This window comes from Mycobacterium sp. IDR2000157661, from assembly GCF_022317005.1.
Classification (GTDB): Bacteria; Actinomycetota; Actinomycetes; order Mycobacteriales; family Mycobacteriaceae; genus Mycobacterium.
The window spans coordinates 4,639,008-4,659,853 of the sequence record NZ_CP081006.1; the positions used below are offsets into that span (position 1 = coordinate 4,639,008).

Here is a 20,846-nt window from a genome sequence, read left to right on the forward strand (position 1 = left end):
GGCTATGTTCGGCCCGTGTTCTGGTCGGCCCGCCTGCCGGAGCCCGATCCGCCGGCCCGCCGGCCGGCGGCGATCAGCCAGAACAACGCACCGGCAACGGCCGCGGTGGCCAGCACCCCGGCGATTCCGGCGACACCGCCGGTGCCGTCACGGCCACCCACCGCATAGTCGGCCAGCGGGGAGGCGGCCAGCGCGTGCTCCTCGGAGTGCTGGGCGATGCAGCTGCCTGCCAGTTCTTCACCCCCTGGTGTCTCGACCACCTCACAGCCCTGCAGCGTGGCCGAGTCCAGCCCGTCGGGGCTCGAGCTCGCGAAGTACGACACCCCACCGGCGATCAGCAGGATGACGACGGTGAACCCGATCCAGAACAGCCGACGCGATCCGGTGCTCATGCGGATACCTCCTCGCGGACGCTGCGCAGCAGGTAGACCAGGTCGGGTCTTGACTTGGCGACGGCCATCACCGTCACGGCGGTGATCAGTCCCTCCCCGACGCCGATTAGCACGTGCGTGCCGAACATGTAGCCGGCCACCGCGCCCACCGACGTGGAAGCTGCGCCCCCGATCGCGTATTCGAGAACGAAACCCATTGCCGCGCATATCGTCCCGATCACGGCGGCAACGAACGCGATGACGCCCAGTCCCGCCACCGGCGGCTTCCCGCGCCTGCGGGCCACCGCGTACAGCAGCGCCGCCGTCCCGTAGCCGGCCGCGACGCCGATCACCGCCATGTTGACGATGTTGGTGCCCAGCGCGGTGACGCCGCCGTCGGCGAACAGCAGCGCCTGCACCACCAGCACGATCGAGATGCACAGCGCGCCGGTGTACGGGCCGACCAGTATCGCGGCCAGCGCACCGCCCAGCAGGTGACCGCTCACCCCGGGCAGGATCGGGAAGTTGACCATCTGCACGGCGAAGATGAACGCCGCGACGAGACCGGCCAGCGGGACCGTGCGTTCGTCGAGTTCGTCGCGCGCCTTGGCCGCACACAAGGCGACGGCGACGACGGCGACGACGCCGAAGACCACGGACGTCGGAGCGTTGATGATCCCGTCGCTCATGTGCATGGCGACGTACTCGTAGGTCACCACCCGACCCTAGAGCCGAACCTCGATATCTGTCTAGGTGAACAGATGGTCATGCGCGCCCGGGGGCCGGCAGGTCAGCGCTTGGTCGCCGTCACCAGCAGGTACTCCGCGTCGTATTCCGTCCGACCCGGTTCGCCGGCGCGGTTCCAGTCGACGAGGAAGCGCAGGAAGTCCTCATCCAGGGCGGCCAGCCGGTCCGGCCGGTCCTGGTTGAACCGGTACGCGGCGATGGTCGGCCCGTAATTGCGCTTCCAGTACTCCCGAAACTCGACCGGGCTCGGACTGCGGTCGAAGCGCACCGTCTGCCGCCGCATCGTGAGGTCGGCGACGCGGTCGGCGAAGAGCTCGCGGACGTGGTCTTCACTGCCCCACAACGGTGGCGCGCTGGCCCCGGGCGGCGGGGGCGGCGCGTACGGCTTCATGGTCTTGAAGAGATTGCCGATGAAGCCCTCTGGCGTCCAGTTGATCAGCGCGATCGTCCCACCGGGCCGGACCACCCGGACCAGCTCGTCGGCGGTCGCCTGATGGTGCGGGGCGAACATCACGCCGACACAGGACAGCACGACGTCGAAGCCGTCGTCGGCGAACGGCAACGCCTCCGCGTCGGCCTCGACCCACTCGAGTTCCACACCGCGCTCGGCGGCGAGGCGACGGCCGGCGTCGAACAGCTCCGGCGTCAAGTCGCTGGCCGTGACGGCGGCCCCGGCCGCTGCGGCCGGGATGGCGGCGTTACCTGAGCCGGCGGCGACGTCGAGCACCCGGTCACCCGGTTCGATGGCGCAGGCGCGCACGAGTTCGATTCCGAGGGTGGGAATGAGGTCGGCCGCGACGGCCGGGTAGTCGCCGGAGGCCCACAGGGCGCGGTGCTTGGCCTTGAGCGCCCGGTCGGCTTCGAGGTCGGTAATTGTCATTTCGGAAACTCCTTCGTTGTCATGGTGATACTTCGCAGGGTGGTTGTCTGCCTTTCGGCAGTCGTTCGGGGACCGTGAAATCGCCTCGTAGGCTCATCCATCACTGCCATCGGAACCACTGCTGCCCGCGCTGGTGGTGCCTGTCCCGCCGGCGCCGCCCGTGCCGCCCTGGCCGCCGGCACCCGCATCGCCACCCTGGCCGCCGCTGCCGCCGTTGCCGTTGCCGGTCTTGCCGGTGGCTACCCGGCCGGTGCCGCCCGTGCCGCCGTCGCCGCCGTCGGAGTTGAATCCGCCGGCGCCCCCGGCGCCGCCGTGGCCGCCCTGCGCCGAACCGGACACCGTGGTGCTGCCAGAGCTCGCCGCGTTGCCGCCCGCACCGCCGCGGCCGCCCTCGCCGCCGAGCACGCCACCGTCGCCGCCGGCACCGCCCTCGCCGCCGTAGCTGACGTCTTTCGTTCCGTTCACTGTGCCGCCCGCACCGCCGTTGCCGCCGGCTCCGGAGACGACGGAGTCGCCACCGTCCCCGCCGGTGCCGCCGACACTCGCGCCGTCGTTGCTGATCGCGTATCCGCCCTCTCCGCCGTTGCCGCCGACGCCGAAGACCGCGGTCCCGCCGGCGCCCGCATCACCGCCGAGGGCCGTGCCTTTGGCAGTGAAGGCGTTTCCGCCGCGGCCCCCGTTGCCGGCATGCCCGAAGACGCCGGCGTCGCCGCCGTCGCCGCCCTTGCCTCCCGTGGCGGTGCCGGACTGGCCGTCGGCGACGCCACCCATACCGCCGTCCCCGCCGTGACCGAACAGCAGACCGCCGCGGCCACCGCTGCCGCCGCCTGCCGCAGTCGGGGCGACGCCGCCCGCGTTGCCGCCGTTGCCGCCCGCGCCGCCGATACCGAACAGGCCGGCGTCACCGCCGTTGCCGCCTTTCTGACCCGCCAGCCCGTCACCGCCTCGGCCACCATTGCCGAACAACAGACCGCCCCGGCCACCGGCCTGGCCGGGTGCGCCCGGCGCGCCGTTGCCGATCAGCAGGCCACCATTCTCGCCGGGCTCGTCACCGTTGCTGACGAACACCGCCACCAGCGCCGTCAGGAAGTCCGTTCCGGCGACCGGTTGCAGGCCGGCGATCGGTGATGCGGCACCGGAACCAATGTCGCGGTGAGCCACGGCGGCCGCCCCCAGCGGCGTCGCGATCGGCGTAGTCGTCCGCCGGGTGGGAGATCCCGTCAGGATCCGCAGCGGCGAGGCGGTTTCGTCGGCAGCGACAGTCGCTGCGACGCGGTGGCGGTCCGACGCACCGCCGACACGGTGCGAGTGAGCACCCGACCTCGCGGACGGGGCCGGGGCAGCGGAGTACACGGTGAACACGGCGGTCTTCTTCGGTGCAGCAACGGGTCTCGCAGTCAGAGCGACGAGTGTGCTCGATTGCCCGACGTCCTGCGCCGTCACCGCTTGGGCGGTTGCGGCCTGCTCGGCCGTGGTCGGGGTCGCGGCCGCCGGGACGACGACGCCGCCGACACCGAGGACAAGGGCGAGCGCTCCGACACGCCCGATAGCGGGATAGCGGTTCATGGTCAGCTCCGTAGATCAAGGGGACAACCCCGGTTGGTCAATGACCCGACCGTCGTCCGAGGTGGTGTCACAGGGCTGAAGGACTTCTGAAATCCACAGCTAGAGAGCTATACGGCTCAGACCCCCAGCAACACCTCTCGAGCGTGGGCGACGGCTTCGACACCGCTGACGGCGGCTGCGTCAGGGCTGTCAGGGACTTCGACCGGCGACTGTCGGCCCGCACCGACCAGGGCCCGGTGCAAGACCATCGCGTCCTCCGTCGCACCGATGCGGATCAAGAATCGCGTGATGTAGCGGAGATTGAGCCACTGCTGGCTCCAGTCCCCCACCTTGTCCCAATGGTCCAGCACGACAACCAGATCCCTTGCCGCGCACGCTGGGTCGCCAGCTACGGCGCGTGTCGACGCCGCCTCCATCAGCGCGATTCCGTGCCACCAGAAATTCTGAACGTCCGCCGCAAGCGCGGCCGCCTCGTCGAACAGCGCCAAGGCAGTGGCCGGGTCGGACTTCTTGAGCACCAGACCCAGCGCATAGCGCGCCATCGACCGCGCCGTCGGGTTGTCTGTGGCGTCGGCGACCCGCACCGCCTCCTGCGCTGCAGCGTGTCCCGCCTCGGGGATGCGCAGCGCAGCGTGACAGATCGCGACGTAGAACAGCGTCCAGACCAGCCGGATCGGGTCGTCGTCGGCGCGGGCGCGCCCCATCTCGGACTCGTAGTGGGCGAGCGCGGTGGCCGGATCCCCGTCGTAGAGGGCCACATCGGCGAGCACGTCGCCCGGGTAGGCCACCCGGCCGGTGCCGCGGCCGGGGCGGCGACCACCCGCGAGCGAGGCCAGCGCTCTGGCCCGAAACTGGTCCCCGCGGTTCCATGCACCGCGAGCGGCGAAACCGACGGTCGCGGCGAACAGTGGGTGTTGCGGCGAAACGGCCTCGAGCACCCGCTCGGCCCATGCCGACGTCTCGAAACCGATGCGCAGGTGGACGGTCTCGGGCAGCGAAGTGACCAGCCGCACCGCGGATTCGACGTCGCCGACCGCCACGGCGTATTCGACTGCGGTCCGCAGGTTGTCGTAGTCGGGCAGTATCCGGTCCACCCACGCCTTCTCCTCGGCGGTGTGCATACCGACGGCCGCGGCCTGGGCCAGCGCGACGAAGTAAGCCGCGTGCCTACCGTCGATTTGCGATTCGATTCCCCACTCCCGCAACCGCTCTCGCCCGTAGGCTCGCAGCGTCTCCAGCACCACGTAGCGAGTGCGGTCCGTGCCGCCGCGCACCGTGACCATCGACTTGTCGACCAGGCCGGTGAGCAGATCGAGCGTGTCGTCCTCCGTCGCATCGTCATCACCGCACACTCCGTGCGCGGCCTCCAGATCGAACCCGCCCGCGAAGACCGTCAGCCGCGCGAACAGCGCCTGCTCCGAGGGCGAAAGGAGCCGGTAGGACCAATCGATCGTCGCGGAAAGACTCTGCTGGCGGGGCGCTGCGCCCCGGGCACCGCCCCTGAGCAGACGCAGACTGTCCAGCCGACGGGCGACATCCAGGCTGCTCATGACGCGAATCTTGGCGGCCGCGAGTTCGATCGCCAGCGGTATGCCGTCGAGCTGCCTGCAGATCTCGGCCACCGCCCCGACCGGCTCGCTGTCCGGGTCGAAGTCGGGCCGCCCGGCGCGGGCGCGGTCGGTGAACAGCACGGCGGCATCGTGCAGGCTCAACGGAGGCACCGCGACGAGACGCTCGCCGAGTACACCCAACGCCTCACGGCTGGTGGCCAACACGGTCACCCGCGGACAATGCCTGACGATCCGGTCGATGAGCGCCGCGGCGGCCTCCAGCAGATGTTCGCAGTTGTCAACGATCAGCAGCACCTCACGAGCGCCCAAGTACTCGATGACGGTCGCTTCGATGTCGAGCCCTTGGCGCTGCTGCAGGCGCAGCGCTGCGGCGATCGCATGCCCCACCGCGTCGGCGTCGTTGAGCGGTGCCAGCTCGCAGACGTACACGCCGTCGCTGAATCGCCGGTCCAGGCGCGCTGCGGCCTCGAGAGCCAGTCGGGTCTTGCCGACGCCGCCGACTCCGGTCAGGGTCACAAGTGGACCGTCGGCCAATCCAGCGTCGATCCGCTCCAGTTCCTTGCGGCGCCCGATGAAGGTCGTCAATCGGCGCGGCAGAGCAGCGGCGGGCCGCTGCCGGAGAGGCGGTGCAGCGGCGGGGGTCGACGGGCCGTCCGGGTCGGCCTCGAGGATCCGCTGATGGGCATCGCGGAGCGCCCGGCCAGGATCCACCCCCAGTTCCTCGACGAGCCGGTCACGTATCTGCCGGAAGGTCTGCAGCGCCTCGGCCTGCCGACCGCTGCGGTACTGCGCGAGCATCAGCTGGGCGGCCAAGCGCTCGTCGAGCGGGTAGGCGGCAAGCGTAGCCGTCAGACCCGCGATGATCTGGTTGTGGCGGCCCGCGGCCAGCGCGGCGTCGTTGCGGTCGAGCGACACCGAGAAATGCTCGAGCTCCAGCGAATGACGAAGCTCGTCGACCCAGGGGGTGTCCAGCGGGGCCAGTGGGACGCCGCGCCACAGCTGCAGGGCCTCGTCGAACAGCGACGCGGCCTCGGCGGGATCACCCGCGTCGCGCGCGCTCGACACCAGTCGGCGGAACCGGTGCAGGTCGATTGCGGATGCGTCGGTAGACAGCTGGTACCCGCCGGACCGGCGGAGTATCTCGACATCCCCGAACAGCGTCCGCAGTCGAGATACATAGGCCGCCAGCGCGTTACGTGCATTGTGCGGGGGCGCATCGGCCCACACCCGGTCGATGAGCTGATGCGTCGTCACCGAGTGGTTGACGTCGACCAGCAGCGCGACCAGGACACAACGCTGCCGCGCGTGGCCTATCTCGAGACGCTGCCCGTCTAGGCAGGCCTCGACGTCACCGAGCAGCCGGAATTCCACCGCCACGGGTCCAGCGTTCACCAGTGGACGCGGTGTGTCCACGAAACGGCCGCGGTCCGGCGGCACTCACTGTGGCCGTCCGCTCAGCCGTGGCGGGCACCGATCCAGTGCAGAAGGTCGTGCACGATCTCGTCCTCCAAGCGGTAGCTGACCGCACGGCCGGCCCGAGAGGAGGTCACCCAGCCCTGCTGGCGTAGCACTCGGAGTGCCTGCGAGACAGCATTTTCTGACCGGCCCAGCGCACTGGCGAGATCGCCGACGCAGATACCCGGGGCACGGTGGAGAACCAGGAGAATCTCGAGCCGGTGGGGATCTGACAACAGGTCGAAACGTTGAGACCAGCTCGCAGTGTCGACGTCTGTCAACGCCGAGGTAACGCCCCTCGCGTGAACATGATCGCCGGGCCGGGCCATGCGCGCAGTTTAGCGAGGAAGCGCACGACGCGGGGGCACGCGGCACCCACCGTGGCGTTGTGCGCAGACTGCTCATTTCACGATCTCGTCATCGACCTCGAACGTCCTCGTCGCAGGCTTCGACACGTCATCAGCTGAGCCCACAGCGGCTCACGAACGAAGGATCGAAAATGAACCCACGCAACACCATCGCAGCGCTCATCGGCGGCGCCGCCGCACTCGCCGCCGTCGGCCTGGCCGCTGAACCGACCCTGGCGGCGGCAGCGCCCAAGCCAACCGGCGCCACGATCGACATCGTCGACGACCCGACCAACGCTGCCAACTACATCGTCGTGGTCAACGGTGCCTACCCGATGGAACAGGCCGACGCGCAGGGCTATATCAACAACATCAACACCGGTACGTGCGGTGAGAAAGGATACTCGGGCCTGACGTACTCCATCCTCGGGGACGACGGCGGTGCGCAGAAGATCGAAGCCCGCCAGTTCCCCGGCGCCGCGCTCGACAGCGGGGGGCGGCTGTCAGCAGTTCCCCGAGGTCTCGAGTACAGCCGGGCTCTCTCGATCGAGAAGAGGCTCCTGGACGAGGATCGCGGCAACGAGGTCGACGAAATATGTCGAGGTGTACTTCGTGGACGCCGATTGCGGCTCACGGATCCACTACAGCCAGGTCGTCAGCCGCGCCTTCTGACCGACGACCGGCGAAACCGGTGGTCAGTCGAGGAAGCCGTGCAACAGGGTCGCCGAGCCGGCGACGTGGACGCGCATGGCATCGGCCGCGCCGTCGTGGTCAGCGGCGAGGATCGCGATGACGACGGCCTCGTGCTGCTCGTCGGAGTGCGCGATGTTGCGCGACAGCAGCGGGATCGCGTCGAGCAGGGCGTTGAGCCGCATCCGGTTCTCGGCGACCAGCGGCACCAGCGACGGCGAACCCGCCGCCTCGGCGATCGCCAGGTGCAGCCGGGAGTCGAGCCGCCGGTAGTCGTCGGGCGTCGCGCCCCGCACGTCGGTGAGCCGCGACCACAGCACCTCCCGTTCGGCGGCGGTCAGCGTGCGGGTGGCCGCCATCCGCGCCGCACCCACCTCGAGGATCTCCCGCAGCCGCAGCGCGTCGTCGATCTCGGCACGGGTGACGGCAGCCGCGGTGCCGGTGTGGCGCGGCAGTTCGTCGGCCAGGAACGTGCCGCCGTAGCGGCCGCGCCGCGACACCAGGTACCCCGCGTCGGCCAGTGACTTGATGGCCTCGCGCACGGTGTCGCGGCTGACGCCGAGCCGCGCGGCCAGTTCCCGCTCCGGTGGCAGACACTCACCGGGGTGCAGCACGCCGAGCCGGATCGTCTGCAGCAGGCGACTCACCGTGTCCTCGAAGGCGTTACCGGGCCGCACCGGGCGCAGCAGGGCGTCACTCGCCTCGGGCGAGAGTGGGCTGCCCGGATCGGCCGACATGGGTTTACAGCGGCGTGACGTAGTGGCCGCTGATGCCGCCGTCGACCAGGAACGAGGAGGCGGTGATGAAGGAGGCGTCGTCGCTGGCGAGGAAGGCGACCGCCGCGGCCAGCTCCTCTGGCTCGGCGAATCGCCCGACCGGAACATGCACCAGCCGGCGCGCCGCACGCTCGGGGTCCTTGGCGAACAGTTCCTGCAGGAGCGGCGTGTTCACCGGTCCAGGGCAGAGCGCGTTCACGCGGATGCCTTGGCGCGCGTACTGCACGCCGAGTTCCCGCGACATCGCCAGCACGCCGCCCTTCGACGCGGTGTAGGAGATCTGCGAGGTCGCCGACCCCATCACCGCCACGAAGGACGCCGTGTTGATGATGGCGCCCTTCTGCTGGGGCACCATGTGCCGCAACGCCGCCTTGCAGCAGAAGAACACCGACTTGAGGTTGATGTCCTGCACGCGCTGCCACGCATCGATGCCGGTGTTCTCGATCAGGTCGTCCTCGGGCGGGCTGATGCCCGCGTTGTTGAACGCGATGTCAACCGCGCCGTGGGCCTCGGCGGCGGTGTCGAACAAGGCGTCGACCGCGACCTGGTCGGAGACGTCGACCTGGACGAAGGTGCCGTTGAGATCGTCGGCGACCGTCTTGCCCGCCGCGGGGTCGATGTCGCCGATGACGACGGTGGCGCCTTCGGCCGTCATCCGCCTGGCGCTCGCCAGGCCGATGCCGCTGGCGCCGCCGGTGACCACGGCGACCTTGCCCGCCAGCCGTCGAGTCAGATCCATCAGGTTCCTCCGATCGCGTTCGGGACTGCGAAGAAGACGTTCTTGGTCTCGGTGAACGACAGCGGCGCATCGGGTCCCAGTTCCCGGCCCAGACCCGACTGCTTGAACCCGCCGAACGGCGTGGTGTAGCGCACCGACGAATGCGAGTTCACCGACAGGTTGCCCGCCTCCACCGCCCGCGAGACCCGCAGTGCCCGCGCCAGGTTCTCGGTCCAGATCGACCCGGACAGCCCGTAGGCGGTGTCGTTGGCCAGCGCGATGGCGTCGGCCTCGTCGTCGAACGGCAGCACCGTGACCACCGGCCCGAAGATCTCCTCGCGCACAGTGCGATCGGTGCGTCGCGGGGTGAGCACGGTGGGCGGATACCAGAACCCCGGACCCGTCGGCGCGGCGCCGCGGAACGCGACAGGCGCGTCATCGGGCACGAACGCGGCGACGGTAGCCCGGTGCGACTTGGACACCAGCGGGCCCATCTCAGTGTCCTTGGCGCGCGGGTCGCCCACGACCACGCCCTTGACCGCCGGCTCGAGCAATTCCATGAAGCGGTCGTAGACGTTGCGCTGCACAAGGATCCGGCTGCGCGCGCAGCAGTCCTGGCCGGCGTTGTCGAACACGCCGTAGGGCGCGGTGGCCGCGGCCTGCTCGAGGTCGCAGTCGTCGAACACGATGTTGGCGCTCTTGCCGCCCAGTTCGAGGGTGACGCGCTTGACCTGAAGGGCGGCACCCGCCATCACACCAGTGCCGACCTCGGTGGATCCGGTGAACACGATCTTGCGCACGTCGGGATGGCTGACGAAGCGCTCCCCGACCACCGACCCCTTGCCCGGCAGCACCCGGAACAGGTCGGCGGGCAGGCCGGACTCGACGGCCAACTCCCCCAACCGGACCGTGGTGAGCGGTGTCCACTCGGCGGGTTTGACGAGCACCGCGTTCCCTGCCGCCAGCGCGGGCGCGAAACCCCACGACGCGATGGTCATCGGGAAGTTCCACGGGGTGATGACGCCGACCACCCCGAGCGGTTCGTTGAACGTGACGTCGAGACCACCGGCCACCGGAATCTGCTTGCCCGACAAGCGCTCCGGTGTGGCGGCGTAGTACTGCAGCACATCGCGGACGTGACCGGCCTCCCACCGGGCGTTGCCGATCGGATGCCCGGAGTTGGCGACCTCGAGCGCGGCCAGTTCGTCGACGTGCGCGTCCACGGTCGCGGCGAATGCCCGCAGCGCGGCGGCCCGATCGGCCGGCGTCAGCCGGGCCCACGCCCGTTGCGCGATCCCGGCGCGCGCGACCGCCTCGTCGACGGCCGCCTCGTCGGTCTGCTCGACGGTGCCCAGCACCTCCTCGGTGGCGGGATTGATGACCTCGGATGCGCTCAAGCGCCCGCTCCCTCCTGTGCGTATGCGGTTGCAGCCTCGACGACGGCGGCGAACAGCCGCAGATCGTCGAGGCGCTCCTCGGGATGCCACTGCACGGCCAGCACCCACTGTTCTGGGTGCGTTTGCGGGTCGATCTCGACGGCCTCGATGACGCCGTCGTCGTCGCGCGCGCTGACGATCAGCCCGTCACCGAGCGTGTCGATGGCTTGATGGTGATAGCACTGGGCGTCCGACGATTCGCCGATCAGTCCGGCCAGCCGGGTGCCCGCGACGGTGCGCACCGTCGACGTGGTGAACATCGCGTTGCCCTGCTGGTGCCGGGTGTGGCCGAGAACGTCGGGCAGGTGTTGGTGCAACGTGCCGCCAAGCGCGACGTTGAGCACCTGCGCACCACGGCAGATGCCCAACACCGGCATGTGACGCCGTAACGCGCCGCGCACCAGCGCGAACTCCAAGGCGTCGCGGCGGCGGTTGTCCTCGGTCGCCTCGTCGGTCGCCGGGTGCGGGTCCTGGCCGTAGCCGGCGGGCACGACGTCGCGCCCGCCGGTGATGACCAGCCCGTCGATGCCGTCGAGGATCCGCTCGGCGACGACGTCGTCGACCGGCTGCGGCGGCAGCAGCACCGAGATGCCGCCGGCCAGCTCGACGCCCTCCAAGTAGATCGCGGGCAGGAAGCTCGCCCGCACGTCCCACACTCCGGTCTGGGCCTGCTGCAGATAGGTCGTCAGCCCGATGACGGGCCGCACCCTAGAGCCGCTCAAAGCCACGAGTCCTCTCCCAGTCGGTGACCGCCGAATTGAACGCGGCCAGTTCGACGCGGACGTTGTTGAGGTAGTGCTCGACGACGTCCTCGCCGAACGCCGCACGCGCCACCTCCGACTGTTCGAACAGCTTCGCGGCCTCGGCCAGCGTCGTCGGAAGCCGTTCGGCGCCACTGGTATAGGCGTTGCCTTCCATGGGCTCGGGCAGGTCTAACTCCTCGTCGATGCCGTGCAGCCCGCCCGCGATCAACGCCGCCACGGCCAGGTACTGGTTGACGTCGCCGCCGGGCGCCCGGCATTCCATCCGCATGCCGTGGCCGTGGCCGACAACGCGCAGCGCGCAGGTGCGGTTGTCCATCCCCCAGGCGATCGCCGTCGGCGCGAAGCTGCCGTCGACGAACCGCTTGTAGGAGTTGATGTTCGGCGCGTAGAACAGGGTCATCTCGCGCAGCGTCGCCAGTTGGCCGGCGACGAAGCTGCGGAACATCGGCGACATGCCGAGCGGATCGTCGGCATCAGCGAACACAGCCGAACCATCCTCACCGCGCAGCGAGATGTGGATGTGGCAGCTGTTGCCCTCGCGCTCATCGAATTTCGCCATGAAGGTCAGGCTTTTGCCGTGCTGGTCGGCGATCTCCTTGGCGCCGTTGCGGTAGATGGTGTGGTTGTCGCAGGTGATGCGCGCATGGTCGTAGCGGAACGCGATCTCCTGCTGGCCGAGATTGCACTCGCCCTTGACCCCTTCGCAGTACATGCCCGCCCCGGCCATGCCCAACCGGATGTCGCGCAGCAGCGGTTCCATGCGCGTCCCGGCGTGTATCGCGTAGTCGACGTTGTAATCGCTGGCCGGCGTCATGCCCCGGTAACCCTTTGCCCAGGCCTCGCGGAAGCCGTCGTCGAAGACCATGAACTCGAGCTCGGTGCCGACGTAGGGCACCAGCCCGCGTTCGGCCAGCCGGTCGATCTGACGGTTCAGGATGCTGCGCGGCGCCTGCCGGACCGGGTCGCCGTTCGTCCAGGACAGGTCGGCCATCACCAGCGCCGTGCCCGGCAGCCACGGCAGCAGCCGCAGCGTCGAGAAGTCCGGGGTCATCACCATGTCGCCGTAGCCGGTCTCCCAGCTGGAGATCGAGTATCCGTCGACGGTGTTCATGTCCACGTCGACGGCGAGCAGGTAGTTACAGCACTCCGCGCCGTGCTCGGCGACGTCGTCCACGAACAGCCGGGCCGCGACCCGCTTGCCGGTCAGCCTGCCCTGCATATCGCAGAACGCGACGATCACCGTGTCGACGTCGCCTGCGGCCACCATGCGTTCGAGATCGGCCTGCGACACCATGCCCGTTTCGGTGTTCATTTGCTGGTCCTTCTCGATGTCGGGGACGAGTGCGCGAGACGACGCGAGAGTGACGAATAGTCAACCATTGCAGCCTCTCCGGTCCGGCGTTCGCCCAAGTGTTTTACCCAATCGTCACTCCCAAAGGTAGGACATCAGACCTTTGGCCAGTTTATTCTCCGAATGCCGCATTTCCGCGAGAAGGAGCGAACGCCATGGCCGACGACAAAGCCCGCGAGAAGGCTCCCGACAAGGCGCAGGAGAACAGGAAGTCCTCAGGAGGGGTCACCTACCGGCAAGCCGGCGCGGAGTACTTCGAACAGCGCAAGCTGCTGCGCACGGCAGGATTCTGGGGGCTGTGGGGTATCGGCGTCGCGGCGGTGATCTCCGGCGACTTCTCCGGCTGGAATTTCGGCATCGGCGAAGCCGGCTGGGGCGGGCTGGCGATCGCATCGGTGGTCATCATCGTCATGTACTTCGGCATGCTGTTCTCCATCGGCGAGATGTCGGCCGCGATGCCCCACACCGGCGGCGCCTACAGCTTCGCCCGCGCGGCGATGGGCCCGTGGGGCGGCTTCGTCACCGGGTTCGCCGAGACGATCGAATACGTCTTCACCACCGCGGTGATCGTGTACTTCTCCGCCAGCTACGCCGACGCGGTGACCGCCGAACTGTTCGGCTTGTCGATGCCGACCTGGGTGTGGTGGATCATCCTCTACGCCATCTTCGTCGGACTGAACGCGGTGGGCGCCGAGGTGTCCTTCAAGTTCGCGATCACCGTCGCCGTCATCTCGATCGGCATCCTGGTGCTGTTCGCCGTGATGGCGGTCGTCAACGGCGCCGTCGACTTCTCCAGGCTCTTCGACATCGCGGCGGACCCCAACGCGGCGGGCTCGAGCACCTTCCTGCCCTACGGTGTTCTCGGCATCCTGTACGCGCTGCCGTTCGCCATCTGGTTCTTCCTCGGCATCGAGGAACTGCCGCTGGCCGCCGAGGAATCGCACAACCCGAGCAAGGACATCCCCCGGGCCGGCATCTGGGGGCTGATCACCCTGATCGCCACCGGCTCGATCGTGTTCTTCCTCAACCCGGCGGTGACCGGCGCCGAGGCGCTCGGCTCGTCGGACGAGCCGCTGCTCGACGGCTTCCGCGCGTTCCTGCCCGCCGGATGGGCGGCGGTGCTCTCGGCGTTCGCGCTGATCGGCCTGCTGGCCAGCCTGCAGGGCATCATGTACGCCTACGCCCGCAACATGTACTCGCTGAGCCGGGCCGGCTACTACCCGAAGCAGTTGTCGCTCACGGGTTCTCGGCAGACGCCCTACGTCGCACTGATCACCGGCGCAGTGATCGGCTTCGTCGCCCTGCTGATCGTGAACTTCAACGAGGGAGCCGGTGACGTGGTGCTCTACGTCGCGGTCTGGGGCGCGGTGTTGGCCTACGCGTTGCAGATGATCTCGTTCCTGCTGCTGCGCCGCAAGTTCCCCGACGCTCGCCGGCCGTGGGTGAGCCCGACCGGCAATGCGGGCGCGATCGTGGCGCTCGTCATCGCGGCGCTGGCGTTCGTGGGGGTGCTGTTGAACCCGGATTATCAGACCGCGGTCATCGCCATCATCGTGTTCTACGCCATCGGGTTGCTGATCTTCGGGCTCTACACCCGCCACCGGCTGGTGCTGTCGCCCGAGGAGGAATACGCGGTTACCGGCGGCCTGCACGGCTACGACCCGGCGGCCGAGGGTCTGGGTGGAACGATCGAGGACGAGATCCTCAAGGGCCGCACCGACTGACGCGGTTCACACCGGTCACCCGGTTTCGGGAACGTCAACTCGGGTACTGTCGATCTTGTGTGTGGAGCCACCGGCGAGGTGCGGCTCGACGGTCTGACACCTGATGTGACGGCCGTCTCGGCGATGGCCGAGGCGATGACGCCGCGGGGTCCCGACTCGGCGGGCGTGTGGTCGCAAGGCAGGGTCGCGCTCGGGCATCGCCGCCTCAAGATCATCGATCTGACGGAAGCGGGCGGTCAGCCCATGGTGGATCCCGAACTGGGGTTGGCCGTGGCCTGGAACGGCTGCATCTACAACTACAAGCAACTGCGCCGCGAGCTGTCCGAGCAGGGCTACCGGTTCTTCTCCCACAGCGACACCGAGGTGCTGCTCAAGGCCTACCACCACTGGGGCGACCGGTTCGTCGAGCGCCTCTACGGCATGTTCGCCTTCGCGATCGTCGAACGCGACAGCGGCCGTGTGCTGCTGGGCCGCGATCGGCTCGGCATCAAGCCGCTGTACCTCACCGAGACGGCCGAGCGCATCCGCTTCGCCTCTTCGCTGCCTGCACTGCTGGCCGGCGGGTCGGTGGACACCCGGATCGACCCCATCGCGCTGCACCACTACCTGACCTTCCACTCCGTGGTGCCCGCCCCGCGCACCATCCTGCGCGGCGTCACCAAGGTGCCGCCCGCCTCGCTCGTAGCGATCGAGCCCGACGGACGCTGCATCACCAGGACGTACTGGGAACCCGACTTCACCCGCCGCGACGACCGGGCCGATTGGACCGAGCAGGACTGGGAGGACGCGGTCCTCGATGCGCTGCGGATCGCCGTCGACCGCCGTCTGGTCGCCGACGTCCCGGTCGGGTGCCTGTTGTCGGGCGGCGTGGACTCCAGCCTCATCGTGGGACTGCTGGCCGAGGCGGGTCAGCACGGGCTCGCGACCTTCTCGATCGGCTTCGAGTCGGTGGGGGGCGTCAAGGGCGACGAGTTCAAGTACTCCGACATCATCGCCGAACGCTTCGGCACCGACCATCACCAGATCCGGATCGGCACCGAGCGGATGCTGCCCGCCCTCGACGGCGCGATCGGCGCCATGAGCGAGCCGATGGTCAGCCATGACTGCGTGGCGTTCTACCTGCTCAGCCAGGAGGTGGCCAAGCACGTCAAGGTCGTCCAGTCCGGGCAGGGCGCCGACGAGGTGTTCGCCGGCTACCACTGGTATCCCCCGATGGGCGCGCCGGACGCGGCTTCGGTGGACGGTTCGGTGGCCAGCTACCGCAGGGCATTCTTCGACCGGGACCGCGCCGGCTACGAGGCGATCGTCGCGCCGTCGTTCCTCGCCCCCGACGATCCCAGCATGCGGTTCGTCACCGAACACTTCGCGCGGGAGGGCGCCGCGACCGGCATCGACCGCGCCCTGCGGCTCGACAGCACGGTGATGCTCGTCGACGACCCGGTCAAGCGGGTGGACAACATGACCATGGCGTGGGGGCTGGAGGGCCGGGTGCCGTTCCTCGACCACGAGCTCGTCGAGCTGGCCGCAACCTGTCCGCCCGAGCTCAAGGTCGCCCACGAAGGCAAGGGTGTGCTCAAGCAGGCGGCCCGCAAGGTGATCCCCGCCGACGTCATCGATAGGCCGAAGGGCTACTTCCCGGTGCCTGCGCTCACCCACCTCGAGGGGCCCTACCTCGACCTGGTGCGCGATGCGCTGTACGCGCCCGCCGCCAAGGAGCGCGGCCTGTTCCGCCCGGAGGCCGTCGAACGGCTGCTGGCCGACCCGAACGGCCGGCTGACCCCGCTGCGCGGCAACGAGTTGTGGCAACTCGCCCTGCTCGAACTCTGGCTGCAGCGGCACGGCATCAACGGGCCTGCGGCATGACGGCCGCCGGTCCGGAGGCAATCAACCCCGACTCCGACCACACCGAGGCGATCACGCTCGGGCTGCACCACGCCTCACCCCAGCACCTGGTCGCCGAGATGGCCGACAATGTCGTCGTCGAAATGGGTTGGGGGCGTTTGATCTTCGGGCAGACCTTCGCCGATCCGGCGAAGCTGGCCGAAGTGCTACGGCACGAGCGGACGGGCCGCCGCGACATCTGCATCTACGCTCGCGAGCCGCATGTGCTGGTGTCGATGGCGCCGGCGGAACTGTTCATCGACCCCAGCCACACCTATCGGTTGAGGTTCTCCGAGGACGACTTAGCTGACCCCTCGCCCACCGGTTTCTCGGTCCGCTCCCTGCGCAGCGCCGACGACGCCGAGGAGATGAACCGCGTCTACGTGCGGTGTGGGATGGTGCCCGCACCCGTCGACGTCCTGTGGGACAACGACCAGCACCAGAACGCGGTCGACTATCTGGTGGCCGTCCGCGACGACGACGACACCGTGGTCGGCACCGTCACCGGCGTCGACCACAAGCGGTTGTTCAACGACCCGGAGGACGGTTCGAGCCTGTGGACGCTGGCGGTCGACCCGACCACCAGCCTGCCCGGCGTGGGCGGTTCGCTCACCAGGGCGCTGGCGTCGCTGTACCGTGACCGCGGCCGGGCCTACATGGACCTGTCGGTCACCCACGACAACGCCGCGGCGATCTCGCTGTACGAGAAGCTGGGCTTCGAGCGGGTGCCGGTCATGGCCGTCAAGCGCAAGAACGCGATCAACGAACCGCTGTTCACCCACCCGCCGGAGACCATCGAGGACCTCAACCCCTACGCGCGGATCATCGCCGAGGAGGCCATGCGCCGGGGAATCTGGGTGGAGGTGCTCGACGCCGGTGCGGGCGAGATGCGGCTGTCGCATGGCGGCCGCAGCGTCATCACGCGAGAGTCGTTGTCGGAGTTCACCTCTGCGGTCGCGATGGCACGCTGCGACGACAAGAGGCTGACGCGCCGCCTGGTTTCCGAGGCCGGCATCGCGGTGCCCAAGGGCAGGTTGGCGACCTTCGACGAGCGAGACCACGCGTTCCTCGAGGAGGTCGGCGACGTGGTGGTCAAGCCCACCCGCGGCGAGCAGGGCAAGGGCATCACCGTCGGGGTCAGCGGCGCAGAGGAACTCGATGCCGCGCTGGCCCGCGCCCGCGAGGAACATCCGAACGTGCTCATCGAGCAGCGAGCCGAGGGTGACGACCTGCGGCTGGTGGTGATCGACGGCAAGATGGTCGCCGCCGCGCTGCGCAAGCCCGCCGAGATCGTCGGCACCGGGCACCACACGATCCGCGAACTCATCGAGTCGCAGAGCCGAAGGCGGGCCGCCGCAACGGGTGGCGAGTCGCGCATCCCGATCGACGCCGTCACCGAGGCGACCGTCGCCGAGGCCGGCTGGTCGTTCGACGATGTACTGCCCGAGGGTGAGCGGCTCCGGGTTCGCCGCACCGCGAACCTGCACCAGGGCGGCACCATCCATGACGTCACCGCGAAGGTGAACCCGCACCTGTGCGAGGTCGCCGTCAAGGCCGCCGATGCGATCGGCATCCCGGTGACCGGCATCGACCTGCTGGTGCCCGACGTCACCGACTCGGAGTACGTGTTCATCGAGGCCAACGAACGGCCGGGGCTAGCCAACCACGAGCCGCAGCCGACGGCCAAGGCGTTCATCGACTTCCTGTTCCCGGGCAGCCCGGCCCTGCCCCAGGCCTGGACCCCCGAAGAGGCGCCGGAGGCCTGAGGCCTACCAGATGCTGGTCCGCAACACGATCTCGGCGGCCAGTTGTGCCGTGGACTCGTGTGCGTTTCGGCGGCCCAGCAGCTCGACGAGCCGGTAGTCGCCGTACACGTAGCGCTGGCTTGCCCTGGCGACTGCACGGGAGGCGGGTGTGCTGACCAGTGCGGTGGTGTTCATCTCCACCGGCGGACAGTGCTCGTCGCGGATGACGCCGGACATGTCGGCGACGCGCGGATGCCCCCGGTCGATGACCACCAGCCCGATGAACCGGTCGAGGCGGGTCGCGGCCAGCTCCCACGCCAGCTCGCCGCCGACCCGATCACCCACCAGCAGCGCCCATTTCACTTCGAGCGCGTCCAAGACACCGATCACCGTCTCGGCCGTCAGCCGCGGGTCCGGACCCACGACGACCGTGCGCAGCGACGCGGTGTGCAGCCGCTGACACACGGCGTCGTAAGCCGACAGCGACTGGTGGGCCGCGCCGAGCACCACCACGACCGAACCCTTGTCGGGTCCCGCCACGTCGACAGGCACCTTCACGCCGTCGACGCTGAGCATGGTGGAAGGCATTCGGTCACGGTAGCGCGGGCGAGGTGACGGTGTAGCGGTTTCGCTCAGCGCCGACAGGCCGTCACACCGATTCGGCGCGCTCGACCTGTTTCGCCACGATGTCCAAAAACGTCTGCGGCAGCGAAGCTTTGGCGGGTATCGACGGGTCGGGCACCGGCAGGGCGATGCCGTAGACCGCCATGGTCCCGACATTCTCGAAAGCGAAGTAGACGCTGTTGTCGACGTCGCCGAGGCGCATCGTCTGTTCGTAGACGAGTGTGTCCCGGCGCCCGGTGTTGAGCCGCGTCGTCGTCATCGGGATGCCCGGGCTCGACCGGTCGAAGAACACCTCGAAGCGCGCGCACCGCTCGGCTGTGGCGGCCAGCCGCTCGAGGTCCAGCTTCCAGGTCAGCACGGTCATCACGATGCGGGCACCGTCGTAGCCGACGACGTACTCGGCGGCGCTGCCCGGCCCGCGCTCTGCGGAGTCGGCGATGTCGCGGGTGAGCCCATCGGAGCAGCCTTTCGGTCGCGACAGCATCGCGGGCGGAGGGCCCAGTCCGCCCTCGCTCTCACCGGCGTCGCGCTCGATGCGGTCGAATTGCGCGTCCGGCGGCACGTCGGCCGCCGTCAGCACCACCTTCTCCAGGCGTGCGCCCGGCCACGTCGGGCTGCCCTCGACGGTCGAGCCGCATCCGGTGAGCACAATCGCCAGGGCCGCGGCGACCGGCCGGCGCCAGTTCACCGCGCCAACCCCCGCACCACCGCGGGCCGGTCCGGCGCGCCGTCGGCGAGCAGTGCGAGCATCGCGTCGACGTCGAGGTGGCTGGTCAGCAGATCAGCCATCGCGTCGAGTCGCGCGTCGCGGCGGGCCTGCACGTCGACGTCGTCGGCGACGACGAAGTCCCGGCCCGCGGCCGCCGCCGCCTCGCCGAGCCACCGGCGCCGGACGCCGTCGTTGTCGAGCAGTCCGTGCCAGTGCGTGCCGTACACCGCGCCGCGCCGGATTCCCACCCCGAGCCAGTCGTCCTCGGCGGCCCCGACCAGCTGACCGTGGTGGATCTCGTAGCCGTGCAGCGGATGCTCGTGGCACAGCAGGGTCTTGTCGGCCGCGAACTCGATCTCCGCCGCGAGCAGGTCCAGCCCGGCAACCGACCCGGCTCGCGATTCCACCGCATCGTCGATGCGCTTGCACAGCATCTGGAAGCCGCCGCACACGCCGAGCACCGGCTTGCCGCGCGCAGCGTGGCCGACTACCGCGTCGGCCAGACCGCTGCGGCGCAGCCAGTCCAGGTCGGCGACGGTCGCCTTGGTACCCGGGAGCACCACCGCGTCGGCGTCGGCGACGTCGGCGGGATCGGACACCCAGCGCACCAGCACACCGGGTTCGCACGCCAGCGCCTCCACATCCGTGGAGTTGGAGATTCGCGGCAGCCGGATGGCCGCGACGCGCAGCCACTCGGCTCCGCGCGGCGACTGCGGCTCGCCGACGACGCGGTGGGCCAGCACCGACACCGAGTCCTCGGTGTCCAGCCACAGCCCGTCGGAGTAGGGAATGACGCCGTACGTGGGCCGGCCGCTGAGTTCCTCGAGCTGAGCCAGCCCGGGCGCCAGCAGCGCCGGGTCGCCGCGGAACTTGTTGACCACGAAGCCGGCGATCAGCCGCTGATCGTCGGGGTCGAGCACCGCGACTGTCCCGTACAGGTGCGCCAGCAGGCCGCCGCGGTCGATGTCGCCGACGACGATCACGGGAAGACCGGCGGCTCGTGCCAGCCCCATGTTGGCCAGGTCGGTTGCGCGCAGGTTGATCTCGGCGGGCGAGCCGGCGCCTTCACAGATCACCGCGTCGAATTCGCTTCGCAGCTGCCGCAGTTCGTCGGCCACGATGCCGGCGAGGCGGTCGCGGTGGGTGAAGTAGTCACCGGCGCGGACGGTGCCTGCGACCTTGCCACGCACGACCAGCTGGGAGGTGCGGTCGCTGCCGGGCTTGAGCAGCACCGGGTTGAACCGGGTGTGTGGGGCGAGGCCTGCCGCGCGGGCCTGCATCGCCTGCGCCCTGCCGATCTCGCCACCGTCGACGGTGACCGCGGAGTTGTTGGACATGTTCTGCGCCTTGAACGGCGCCACGCGAATGCCCTTGCGCGACAGCAGTCGGCACAGCCCGGCCACCAGCGTCGACTTGCCGGCGTCCGAGGTGGTGCCTGCCACCAGCAGTGCCCCGTTCATCTTTTTGCCGATGGTGAATCCGGCGCCGGAA

17 protein-coding genes are annotated in these 20,846 nt (G+C 69.4%); 3 read left to right on the top strand and 14 right to left on the bottom strand.

Annotation, left to right across the window (positions count from 1 at the left end; all coding sequences use genetic code 11):
* Nucleotides 1–2 precede the first annotated feature (2 nt).
* The 11 genes from K3G64_RS23820 to K3G64_RS23870 form a co-directional block, all read right to left on the bottom strand.
* A complete protein-coding gene (locus tag K3G64_RS23820) occupies nt 3–392 on the bottom strand; it encodes a PDGLE domain-containing protein (protein ID WP_238887880.1) in 390 nt (129 codons plus the stop codon).
* Nucleotides 389–1,066 carry an energy-coupling factor ABC transporter permease gene (locus K3G64_RS23825; RefSeq protein WP_370647254.1) on the bottom strand — a complete coding sequence of 226 codons (678 nt, stop codon included), beginning with the start codon at nt 1,064–1,066 and terminating at the stop codon, nt 389–391. Before K3G64_RS23825 ends, K3G64_RS23820 begins: the two co-directional genes overlap by 4 nt.
* Nucleotides 1,067–1,161: 95 nt before the next feature.
* A complete protein-coding gene (locus K3G64_RS23830) occupies nt 1,162–1,998 on the bottom strand; it encodes a class I SAM-dependent methyltransferase (RefSeq protein WP_238887882.1) in 837 nt (278 codons plus the stop codon).
* Between the two features lie 93 nt (nt 1,999–2,091).
* On the bottom strand, nt 2,092–3,564 hold the full coding sequence (locus K3G64_RS25580; protein WP_305071267.1) for a hypothetical protein: 1,473 nt from the start codon (nt 3,562–3,564) through the stop codon (nt 2,092–2,094).
* Nucleotides 3,565–3,680: 116 nt separating this feature from the next.
* On the bottom strand, nt 3,681–6,512 hold the full coding sequence (locus K3G64_RS23840; protein WP_238887889.1) for a BTAD domain-containing putative transcriptional regulator: 2,832 nt from the start codon (nt 6,510–6,512) through the stop codon (nt 3,681–3,683).
* Between the two features lie 77 nt (nt 6,513–6,589).
* Nucleotides 6,590–6,919, bottom strand: a complete 330-nt coding sequence (locus K3G64_RS23845; RefSeq protein WP_238887891.1) for an ArsR/SmtB family transcription factor — start codon at nt 6,917–6,919, stop codon at nt 6,590–6,592.
* 713 nt (nt 6,920–7,632) lie between these two features.
* On the bottom strand, nt 7,633–8,364 hold the full coding sequence (locus tag K3G64_RS23850; RefSeq protein WP_238887897.1) for a FadR/GntR family transcriptional regulator: 732 nt from the start codon (nt 8,362–8,364) through the stop codon (nt 7,633–7,635).
* Between the two features lie 4 nt (nt 8,365–8,368).
* Nucleotides 8,369–9,145 carry a 3-oxoacyl-ACP reductase gene (locus tag K3G64_RS23855; protein ID WP_238950969.1) on the bottom strand — a complete coding sequence of 259 codons (777 nt, stop codon included), beginning with the start codon at nt 9,143–9,145 and terminating at the stop codon, nt 8,369–8,371.
* Nucleotides 9,142–10,518: an aldehyde dehydrogenase family protein gene (locus K3G64_RS23860; RefSeq protein WP_238887899.1), complete on the bottom strand. Its 1,377-nt coding sequence runs from the start codon at nt 10,516–10,518 to the stop codon at nt 9,142–9,144. Before K3G64_RS23860 ends, K3G64_RS23855 begins: the two co-directional genes overlap by 4 nt.
* A complete protein-coding gene (locus K3G64_RS23865) occupies nt 10,515–11,279 on the bottom strand; it encodes a gamma-glutamyl-gamma-aminobutyrate hydrolase family protein (protein ID WP_238887901.1) in 765 nt (254 codons plus the stop codon). Before K3G64_RS23865 ends, K3G64_RS23860 begins: the two co-directional genes overlap by 4 nt.
* Nucleotides 11,266–12,633, bottom strand: a complete 1,368-nt coding sequence (locus tag K3G64_RS23870; RefSeq protein WP_238887903.1) for a glutamine synthetase family protein — start codon at nt 12,631–12,633, stop codon at nt 11,266–11,268. The genes K3G64_RS23865 and K3G64_RS23870 overlap by 14 nt, the downstream gene beginning before the upstream one ends.
* A gap of 194 nt (nt 12,634–12,827) precedes the next feature.
* Between K3G64_RS23870 and K3G64_RS23875 the strand changes: the two genes are divergently transcribed.
* From K3G64_RS23875 to ngg, 3 genes are read left to right on the top strand one after another with little or no spacing between them, the layout of a single operon-like run.
* A complete protein-coding gene (locus K3G64_RS23875) occupies nt 12,828–14,396 on the top strand; it encodes an amino acid permease (RefSeq protein WP_238887905.1) in 1,569 nt (522 codons plus the stop codon).
* A 57-nt stretch (nt 14,397–14,453) separates the two neighbouring features.
* Nucleotides 14,454–16,259 (top strand): N-acetylglutaminylglutamine amidotransferase, encoded by a 1,806-nt coding sequence (locus K3G64_RS23880; protein WP_238887907.1) that lies wholly within the window; start codon nt 14,454–14,456, stop codon nt 16,257–16,259.
* On the top strand, nt 16,256–18,043 hold the full coding sequence (gene ngg, locus K3G64_RS23885; RefSeq protein WP_238887908.1) for an N-acetylglutaminylglutamine synthetase: 1,788 nt from the start codon (nt 16,256–16,258) through the stop codon (nt 18,041–18,043). Before K3G64_RS23880 ends, ngg begins: the two co-directional genes overlap by 4 nt.
* Before the next feature lie 3 nt (nt 18,044–18,046).
* On the opposite strand, the gene K3G64_RS23890 is transcribed toward ngg, so the two are convergent.
* The 3 genes from K3G64_RS23890 to K3G64_RS23900 form a co-directional block, all read right to left on the bottom strand.
* Nucleotides 18,047–18,610 carry an alpha/beta fold hydrolase gene (locus K3G64_RS23890; RefSeq protein WP_238887910.1) on the bottom strand — a complete coding sequence of 188 codons (564 nt, stop codon included), beginning with the start codon at nt 18,608–18,610 and terminating at the stop codon, nt 18,047–18,049.
* 61 nt (nt 18,611–18,671) lie between these two features.
* Entirely contained in the window at nt 18,672–19,334 is a 663-nt protein-coding gene (locus K3G64_RS23895; protein WP_238887912.1) for a hypothetical protein, read from the bottom strand.
* Complete coding sequence (locus K3G64_RS23900) at nt 19,331–20,815, bottom strand: cobyric acid synthase (RefSeq protein WP_238887914.1); 1,485 nt, start codon at nt 20,813–20,815, stop codon at nt 19,331–19,333. Before K3G64_RS23900 ends, K3G64_RS23895 begins: the two co-directional genes overlap by 4 nt.
* Nucleotides 20,816–20,846: the final 31 nt, after the last annotated feature.

Coding starts and splice junctions, on each gene's coding strand:
- K3G64_RS25580 (WP_305071267.1), bottom strand. CDS start 3,564: ATGAACCGCTATCCCGCTATCGGGCGTGTCGGAGCGCTCGCCCTTGTC.
- K3G64_RS23875 (WP_238887905.1), top strand. CDS start 12,828: ATGGCCGACGACAAAGCCCGCGAGAAGGCTCCCGACAAGGCGCAGGAG.
- K3G64_RS23820 (WP_238887880.1), bottom strand. CDS start 392: ATGAGCACCGGATCGCGTCGGCTGTTCTGGATCGGGTTCACCGTCGTC.
- K3G64_RS23870 (WP_238887903.1), bottom strand. CDS start 12,633: ATGAACACCGAAACGGGCATGGTGTCGCAGGCCGATCTCGAACGCATG.
- K3G64_RS23830 (WP_238887882.1), bottom strand. CDS start 1,998: ATGACAATTACCGACCTCGAAGCCGACCGGGCGCTCAAGGCCAAGCAC.
- ngg (WP_238887908.1), top strand. CDS start 16,256: ATGACGGCCGCCGGTCCGGAGGCAATCAACCCCGACTCCGACCACACC.
- K3G64_RS23890 (WP_238887910.1), bottom strand. CDS start 18,610: ATGCCTTCCACCATGCTCAGCGTCGACGGCGTGAAGGTGCCTGTCGAC.
- K3G64_RS23850 (WP_238887897.1), bottom strand. CDS start 8,364: ATGTCGGCCGATCCGGGCAGCCCACTCTCGCCCGAGGCGAGTGACGCC.
- K3G64_RS23900 (WP_238887914.1), bottom strand. CDS start 20,815: ATGAACGGGGCACTGCTGGTGGCAGGCACCACCTCGGACGCCGGCAAG.
- K3G64_RS23845 (WP_238887891.1), bottom strand. CDS start 6,919: ATGGCCCGGCCCGGCGATCATGTTCACGCGAGGGGCGTTACCTCGGCG.
- K3G64_RS23825 (WP_370647254.1), bottom strand. CDS start 1,066: ATGCACATGAGCGACGGGATCATCAACGCTCCGACGTCCGTGGTCTTC.